The organism is Bradyrhizobium sp. 33ap4 (assembly GCF_032654765.1).
GTDB lineage: Bacteria > Pseudomonadota > Alphaproteobacteria > Rhizobiales > Xanthobacteraceae > Bradyrhizobium > Bradyrhizobium australafricanum.
Window position 1 is genome coordinate 1 of the sequence record NZ_JAUMTJ010000119.1, and the last position, 8,616, is coordinate 8,616.

General features: G+C 58.2%; 5 protein-coding genes. All 5 read right to left on the bottom strand.

What is annotated here, in order from left to right; translation table 11 throughout:
* Positions 1 to 476: 476 nt before the first annotated feature.
* On the bottom strand, positions 477 to 1,337 hold the full coding sequence (locus tag Q2M23_RS42595) for a MaoC/PaaZ C-terminal domain-containing protein (RefSeq protein ID WP_316399354.1): 861 nt from the start codon (positions 1,335 to 1,337) through the stop codon (positions 477 to 479).
* A 1,313-nt stretch (positions 1,338 to 2,650) separates the two neighbouring features.
* A complete protein-coding gene (locus tag Q2M23_RS42600) occupies positions 2,651 to 4,171 on the bottom strand; it encodes a 3-hydroxyacyl-CoA dehydrogenase NAD-binding domain-containing protein (protein ID WP_316399355.1) in 1,521 nt (506 codons plus the stop codon).
* Between the two features lie 11 nt (positions 4,172 to 4,182).
* Positions 4,183 to 5,067, bottom strand: a complete 885-nt coding sequence (locus Q2M23_RS42605; RefSeq protein ID WP_316399356.1) for a 3-keto-5-aminohexanoate cleavage protein — start codon at positions 5,065 to 5,067, stop codon at positions 4,183 to 4,185.
* A 274-nt stretch (positions 5,068 to 5,341) separates the two neighbouring features.
* Positions 5,342 to 7,846: a CoA transferase gene (locus Q2M23_RS42610; RefSeq protein ID WP_316399357.1), complete on the bottom strand. Its 2,505-nt coding sequence runs from the start codon at positions 7,844 to 7,846 to the stop codon at positions 5,342 to 5,344.
* 4 nt (positions 7,847 to 7,850) lie between these two features.
* Complete coding sequence (locus Q2M23_RS42615; protein WP_316399358.1) at positions 7,851 to 7,985, bottom strand: hypothetical protein; 135 nt, start codon at positions 7,983 to 7,985, stop codon at positions 7,851 to 7,853.
* Between the last annotated feature and the right edge of the window lie 631 nt (positions 7,986 to 8,616).

Here is an 8,616-nt window from a genome sequence, read left to right on the forward strand (position 1 = left end):
TTCGCGGCTGCTCGCTAGGCTTTGCCGCGGCCGTCATCTCAGACGGCAGTCTTCAACGCGCTTGCAAGGCGCAACTCCCACACCACCGTACGTACGGTTCCGCATACAGCGGTTCATCAAGCGGTTGAAATGGCGGTGCAATCCCGTGAGAGGCGGCAGGCCGACTTTGCGCTTGACTGAGTTCTTCAGGAAGAAACCGGCGAAGATCGCCGCGATCTACTTGCTGTTAAGCGGAGCCGTTGTTCTTGACCAACTAGGCTTAGTCGCAAGCACGACTACCCCTACATCGGAAATCCAGTCTCGCCTCGCATGGATAAGTAGCTCGCCTCGCTGCACTGATCAGAGCGCGCTTGCGTGGCCAGCACGCCGGTCGACGTCGGCAAGAGAGCGATGGGCTTGATGGCGCTGGTGCGAGATGAGGCCGAGCCGCAATGGACAGAATCAGTAATTTGCGTTGAACAGCAGGGCCGGAACTTTCAGCCTAGCAGCGTCTGTCCATTCTTGGCGACGGTCACTTGACGCTCTCGAACATGAGCCTCGAACGAAATCGAATTGCGATCTTTCCAGAGATTGACCGTAATGATCTCACCCGGGAATACCGGGGCAGAAAAGCGGACACGATGCCGTTGGAAAGCAGAGGGATCGTAGTCGGCATACGTCTGCAATACAGCCCTGCAGGTCAGCCCATAGGTGCACATACCGTGCAGGATGGGCTTGGGAAAACCGGCCCTACGCGCGAATTCCGGATCGCTGTGCAAGGGATTTCGATCGCCCGACAGACGGTAGATCAGCGCTTGGTCGGGCCGGAGGGGAAAATCGACTGACCTGTCCGGCGCCCGGCAAGGTACTTGGTGCGGCTCGGGCAATCCGTCCGACGGCCCACCAAAGCCACCGTCGCCCCTCGCAAAGGTAGAAGAAACGACCGTGACAATCTTGTCGCCATCTCCATCTCTTACTACGATTTCGTTCTGAATGATCGCGCCTTTCTCTTTGCCTTTGTCATATACGCCGCGAACCCGAGCGTCCGCCGTAACGCTGGCCGCGACAGGTATTGCCTTGTGAAACGTGATGTCGCGCTCGCCATCAACGACCATGACGCGATTGAGATCGATGACTCCAGCTCGCACCCCCCAAACGCAAACAGAAGCAAAGGTCGGAACCACCTTGAGCGACTTGGGTGTAGCAAATGCCTCATTGACAAATTGCAGCTCCTTCTCGTTCAGCGGATCGGAACCCATGCCAATGCCAAGCGCATAGAGCATCACCTCTCGATCGCTCCACGAATAGGGAGCGGCATCAGTTTTGAAATCGAGGACGGCAGGATAGTCGATTGGCATGGGGCCTTCCTTGTGACGTCGCCCATAGCTTAGAATGGGAAACCATTTGCGTCGGCTTTGACATTTTTGATTCGCGCGCAAGGTCCTCCAAACGAGCATTCTCGGTTCTAAAAGGTCGGGCAACGACGCGTGGAATTGACGAGAAGCGACAGAGACGGAGGACCATTTCAAAGGCGCGCTGGCACTTCATTAGTGTCCGTCATTCCGCTTTCCAGCATGCATAAAGACCGCTTACCAGCATGCGTAAAGAATTTCGATCACCTGTTTTAAGGGATTGACAGCTTCAATGATGCTTCACATGTCTTGAAATCATACCCGCTGAGCTACGAGGGGCTTGTCTGACGAGGACAGACGATTTGCCTCGGAGCGCGAATTCGCCGGAGTGGTCTCTCAGTGCACTTCAAACGCGATGCACTCCGCCTTGCGCGCTTGGCGTCTTGTGAGATGTGTCCCGGCTCGCAATGCCGATTGCAAGCGGTTCCTGTTTTCTTCTCTGACAGATAGATTGCTCAGCCGGCCAAGGCGTTCTCTCCGACAGGGTCCGGCTCCGTGCACCGATGCAGCCCGGGTTCGAGCAGAGCGCAGAACACGTTCGCTTAGATAACGAGGAGCTTGGGTCAGCCGCATGCGGCAATGCGGCCGTTTTTACCATGGCTTCCGGCGTACCTGATAAAGGCGGAAACTGGATTTTGAGTAGACAGACCGGATCTGACGGTCGCTTTTGAACCAGAGCACGCTCAGAGGCTCGGCATAGCCCTCGACATATTCGAGCATGCTGGGCGTTAACGATTAGGTTTCGTTGAAAATGACTCGTTCCTCCATGCATCTCATGTCCAAAAAGCTCCTCGTCCCCGACGACGTCAGCCAATGTGGCGCCTCTGGCTTATTATCGGTATGTGTAGCTTTTTTAGCTCACGGGGGAGTTTCAATATTTCCCAAGCTCAAGTCTGGCGATAGCCCCTTTGAGGCGCCGTCCTCTCCAATGAAGAGGGCCTTACACGGACTTATGCGTCGACGCGTACCACGCGTCTTGCGCATGGCTCCGATGAAGTGAGCCCTGGTTCAATGGGCACGGACCGGCGATTACTTCATTACGTCGTCAGCACCGTCTGTTCTTTCTCAAGCACGATTCTCGCTTGCTCAACCGGTCCTAGTCTAGCTTCCGAATAGCTCTTTATAGAATGTCTGGAATCGTAGGTCAGGATTGCGAGCTTCGCGGCGGACAGCACCTGGTGATCATGGTCGATAGCAGGAGCAGGCTCGACATTGTGAGGGAAATATTCACTGCGGCTGTAAGGGCCAAGCTATCGTTATCAGTATCTTAGTTGATCAAGAGACCTGCGCCCATTTCCGGGTCTGGCGCGGTCCGGAAGGGGCAGTTGGGCATGCAGCCGTGCCAACTCCACAACGCGCTCTCGCACTTGTCCGCACACGGGTCCGCTGCGTCCGCTGCCTGCGGTGATGTGCACAAGCACCTGCTCTCCCGTGGCCGCCGGCCCATCATCGCCTTCGCGCATGACGGCATGGAATATATGAAGTCGCTTGTCGTCGGCGCCGAGAACCTGCGTGATGACTTCGACGCGATCGCCGGCGTACAGTTCGCGGATATGCGACAGATGCGTTTCAGCCGAGAAGTACCTGCCGCTAGTTGCCATGTACTCATCATCGATGCCGATATGGTTGAGCACGTTTTCCTTGGCGTAGCCGCAGAGCTGCAAGTCACATCTCCCCGTGACATGGCCATTGTAACCGAGCCAGCTGGACGGAATCTCTAGCATCGGCGTTCGCAGCGGGCCCGGCTCACTGCTAGACTGAGGAACGCGGTCGCGCAGCCTTCGCTCCCAACGGGCGAGCGTCGAGCCCGCGCCGTGTTCTTCTGAGCTAAGCCCTCTCAGCATGGCGACAAGGCAGTCGTCGCGCTTTCGCTCAAGCTCGGAGAAGGAGAGGTTCTCGGCCTCCATCTGCGCGTCTAGCTGCTCGCCGAGCTTGTCCAGATACGCATCTGCGAGTTCGGGCACCTCTGTGAGCTTCGTCCACGGCTTCTTCAGCTCGGGCCCCATCCGCTCCATCGCACGACGCCCACTCGCTTCATTGACGGCCATGCGGTAGGTTTGCAATGGTCCCATGATAGGCCGGCGCAGCCCAAAGGAATAACGCACGGCATCATCCACCTCCTGCGCAGTAGCGACATCGTCGTGGACCAGCCACATTGCTTCGCGCCATGCCGCTTCCTGCACCCGGCTGGTGATGAAACCATCTATCTCTTTGCGAACCAAAACTGGGTGCATCCCTACAGAACGGTAGATCTCAGCCGCTCTTGCCGATGCCTCGGGCGCCGTGCGACGTCCAGCGCACAGCTCAGCTAAGGGCACCAGGTACACTGGGTTGAATGGGTGAGCCACGAGAAAGCGCTCAGGATGGTTCATCCCCGCCTGTAGCAGCGAGGGCAGAAACCCGGAAGTCGAGGAGCAGATCAGGATCTCCCGCCCCGCCGCCTGGCTGGCCTTCGCCAGGAGCTGCTGCTTGAGCTCCAGGCGTTCCGGCGCGGACTCCTGCACAAGCTCCACTCCATCCACCGCGTCCTCAACCGACTTCACCACAGTCAGCTTCCCCTCTGCCGGCAGCGGCACCCTCGTCAGCCGCCGATACGTTCGCCGCGCGTTGACCAGCATCTTCTGCACGCGCTCGGCCGCACCAAGCGACGGACCATACAGCCGCACGTCCACGCCGTTGAGAAGAAACCGCGCAGCCCAACCGCCGCCAATAATACCGCCACCCAACAGCCCGACCGCTCGCGGCAGCCTATCAGCTTCGGACTTTTTCGTTTCAGACATGAACCCTGGCCTCATGCATAAACCTTGAGCGCGAGTTTTTCGCGCACCTCATCCGGACTCATCAGCCGCACCCCAATTCTCTGAAGAATCTCTACCGCCCGCTGGACGAGTTCGGCGTTGGTCGCCAACCGACCGCGGGACAGATAAAGGTTATCCTCCAACCCCACCCGCACGTTAGCACCGACCAAAGGCGCCAATGCCACGTATGGCATCTGCATCGATCCAATCGAGAACGCCGAATAGACAGCCCGCGGCGGCATCTGGTGGACCAACGCCATTAGCGTCGAGGCGTCATCCGGCGCACCATACCGAATCCCCATGCACAACTGGATCAACGGCGGATCGTCGATGACCCCCTCCTTGATCAAGTCATGCACCTGCACCAGATGGCCAGTATCGAACACCTCGAGTTCAGGACGAACGCCAAGCTGTTGCACGCGCGCTGCGATCGCACTCAGCATTCCCGGCGTGTTGGCCATGATGAATTCGCCCCGGCCGAAGTTCATCGAACCGCAATCGATAGTGCAAATTTCGGGGCGTAACTCGTCCACGTGCATCAGTCGCTCGATCGCGCCCGGCATGTCCGTCCGAGGCGAAAGCGGCAGAGGAGATTCCGCCCCACCCAACACGAGGTCACTGCCGGTTCCAGCGGTCAGGTTGAGAACTGGGTTTACGTCCGACTTGCGGATTCGCCGCACCACTTCACGAAAAAGCGCCGGATCCCGCGAAGTCTTCCCGGTTTCAGGATCTCGCACGTGGATGTGCAACACTGCCGCCCCAGCGCGCGCCGCCTCGATTGCCGATTCAGCGATCTGCTCTGGAGTGATCGGCACATTCGGCTGCCTCGGGGGCGCGCCCCCAGTGACGGCACAGGTGATGAACACCTCCGAAATCATCCTCGACTTTCCTTTCGCTGATAGCTGAACCTGCCCCCGAGCCAGACTGGACCGGCCCTAATCTTTATCGACATCGCGTCGGCAAATTCGTCGCGTATAACAAATTCGTCGCGTATAAGGTGGCCCGTCAAGATCCTGAGGCGTCGATGGCAGACACTGCATAGGAGCAGAAGATGTCCGAGCCTTGGCGACTTGGTATGCGGGTCAGTAGCGGTATTCTGTGCAGAAACTCCTGTATGTGTTGCGCGAGCACCCATTCAGATCCCTACTCTTTTTAGGTGGGCAAATACTCGCGGCTCCAACTTTCGCTTACGGCGCCCGCGGCGAGCAGCGTGTCTATTTCAGGTTCGGCGTATTGCAACCACCGCAGAACTTGCCGCGTCGACGAGCCGTATTTTTCCGCAGCGGATGGCGCTTTGACCTTTCCCACCACTGAGCGGATCGCGTAAGGATCAACCTGCGTTACGGTGTGGCCACTGGGATGGTCACGAAATATGGAAAAAGAATAGCTGCCCTGTTCGCTCCCCGCACCGCCATCGGCGGACCTGGAATTTGCCGAGCGTATGGATTCGATATCCTCGCAGATTGCAACTCCGATATCGGCTGCCTTAAGCTTGGACCACCATTCCTCAGCGGAAGCCTTCCCGAGGGCCTCGGCAAGAAATGAGGCGCGCTCCTCCTTGGGCACGTCAGCAAGCCCTTTAAGCCCATCGACCCGCTCAAAACGAGGCAGGTCGCCCTCAAGGGCGCTGAGCATGAGGCTGCGGCCGGAAGCAGTCTCATAGAGGCTTGTTAAGGCATCGTAGCCCTTAGCGTAGGGCCCGGTCGGCTCATCGAACTTCCCACGCCCTTCATAGTCGTAGCAGAACGGAACCTGGGCCAGCCCTGAGAGTGCCGAGAGCGACGTCCGGGCTCGTCCTCCGCGGCCGGTCCTGGCCTTCTGATACAGCGCGGCAGCAATGCCAAGAGCTGCGCCAAACCCGCACATCACGTCGATCGTGCCGTCGTACGCGTGGTCCTCGGGCCTCTCCGGGGAACCACCGAACCTCAACATAATGCCGGTTGTCGCTTGGACTAGGTTGTCATAGCCAAGATATTCGCTGCGCGGGCCGCCACGGACGCCCCCGAAGCAGTCGAGCTGGCAGAGGATCGCATCCTGATTAAGCGATTTCAGGCCCTCCAGATCAAGCCCCATGCGCTTGACCTGCCGGTCTGTCGCATTCCAGACCACGACATCAACCGACTTTACCAGCCTCTCGAAGACCTCCCGTCCACCTGATGAGCCGATATCCACCAGAACCGAGCGCTTGCCGCGCATATGGGTCATGCCGACGATCACAGTGTTAGCGCAGTCGTAAAGCGGGACAGCCGGGTCGATCTTGACAACTTTCGCCCCGAAACGAGCGAGATAGGATGTTGAATGCGGACCAGCGATCACGTTGGACATGTCGAGGATCCGTACACCGTCGAGCCATCCCGCCGAGGTCTCAGCCGGCCGGGCTGCCGGCGGCCTACCAGCGAGCCCCGAGAGTGCGGCAAATGCCTGGTCGGCGGTGACCCATTTCCGCGGAGCCGGGCTTAGCATTGCTTCCCCGCTTTCCTCCAACCAAGACACAGGTCCAGGTTGGATCATCACCCCGTGCACGGGATCGTTGACCTCGACCATCAGGCCCGCGCATTTTGCGTGATCGTCGCTGATCCATTCCTGAAGAGACCTCTGCGGCGAGCCGGGAAACCGGCCTTCACCGAAGATACGCTCCCATTCGTTTGCGGTTCGGGTCAAGAAAATGGCTTTCATTCGTTCAGCGATCTTGTCGGCCCAGTATTTCGGCAAGGGACACACGCTGAGCGAAACGTTGGACCGCCATTCGCGGATAGAAAGATAAGTATCGGTTTCCTCTGCAAGTCCCTCGGCTACGAGTTCGTCGTATAGTCCCAAAACCTGCAAGCAGCGTTTGACATGATGCTTGTGGCTCATGCAGAGGACATAGAACATGCGTCCGTCCTTGCATTTGTAGTTGCGGCAGAATGGATCGAGCAACTCTTGCGCCGCCTCGTAGGAGAGATCCATAGGCAAGCCCGCTTCGCGACGCCGGTCAATTTCTCGCGAGCGTCGCGACTTGTAGCGGAGCGGATAGTCATCGATACGCATCGAGTTGTAAGAGAGGCCTTCCATAACCGCACAAGCAAGAGGCACCTCAATCTGGTCGCCGATCCCGCCACGCTCCCGGGCTTGAAGTGCCAGCACGGTGGCAGATGCCGCAAGCACTGTGCCGTAAGCGGATGCCAACGGCAGCGGTGAAAAGGACGGATTGACACCCATCAGCACGCGGTTCACCCCCATGTTGGTGAACACTCCCGAGGATGCTGCGATCACCGCTTCGAACGCGCGCCACTCACGACGGAGTTGATCGTTGGAAGCAAAGCCTGGAATCGAGACGGTGATCAGCTCCGGCCGCGCCGAGCGCAGGGTCGTGAAGTCGATCCCTAGGCGGCTCAGCACCCCCGGGCGGAAATTCTCTATCGCAATGTCTGCTTCCCGGATAAGGGCCTGCGCCTGTGACACTCCCTCCTCTGTCTTCAAATCGATCGAGACAATTAGCTTGTTTCGATTGAGGGTCGCATTGGCCGGGCTGTCCCAGAGAGGACCGGAAGGCGGGTCGATATGCACCACCGTGGCGCCAAGATCGGCAAGGATCATCGCCACTGCCGGGCCAGCAATGTACTGGCCGAAATCGACAACTTTGACTCCAACGAGAGGAAGGGCTGAACGTCGCATGCAATTACTTTGTCGGTTGTCCGCGTACGGTCTTGCGGGTACCACTAATGCCGCTGGCGCCATCGCACAGGATGAAGCCGGTCGAATTCTTGATCAGGAAGGCGGGCGCATTGGCGTTTCCGCTCGCGACGCTGTGCATGACGCCTCCAATTGATTTACCGATGACATGCAGCCGACCGCTCAGCTATACCCGCATGACCGGAAGGCAAACGGCTTTGGAATGAACTGCAACCGCGTGCTACGCTGCATGTTTCCCAGACATGGCCTGCCGCGAGACAACCGATAACAGGTGCGCCACCATCTCGGAGACGCGTCCCTCATATGGCTGTCGTACAAAGAGTAAGAACGCTGTAGGGTGCGGACGCACACATTGTAGCTCGTTGGCGCTGTAGTTTGATCGAGCAATCCTACTGTTGTCCTTTTAAAGTAGCGGAATTTATGCAATTGCAGGAAACATGAGACGCGTAACTGGCTAACTGCGCTTGCCATTGTGCACCATGTCATATCCAACGAGCTAATAATCGTCGTACACGATCAACAACGATCGAAACACTACCTACTCTAGTGAGGAATATTAGCTTGGCTATTTTTAATAAGTGGCGTTGGATATGCAGCCGGCCGCGGCGACCGCGCGACAGCGAGCCCTCGGCGGTATTTTGCGAACGGGAGATACAAGTCTTATGAGCAGCTCAATGAGTCGTTCGTGAAGAACTGGCGCCGGCGCCCGGCTTAAGCGGTGTTTCGAGCCGGGACGGTCTCGAAGAAGGCTC

Coding starts and splice junctions, on each gene's coding strand:
- Q2M23_RS42595 (WP_316399354.1), bottom strand. CDS start 1,337: ATGCCAATCGACTATCCTGCCGTCCTCGATTTCAAAACTGATGCCGCT.
- Q2M23_RS42600 (WP_316399355.1), bottom strand. CDS start 4,171: ATGTCTGAAACGAAAAAGTCCGAAGCTGATAGGCTGCCGCGAGCGGTC.
- Q2M23_RS42605 (WP_316399356.1), bottom strand. CDS start 5,067: ATGATTTCGGAGGTGTTCATCACCTGTGCCGTCACTGGGGGCGCGCCC.
- Q2M23_RS42610 (WP_316399357.1), bottom strand. CDS start 7,846: ATGCGACGTTCAGCCCTTCCTCTCGTTGGAGTCAAAGTTGTCGATTTC.
- Q2M23_RS42615 (WP_316399358.1), bottom strand. CDS start 7,985: ATGCACAGCGTCGCGAGCGGAAACGCCAATGCGCCCGCCTTCCTGATC.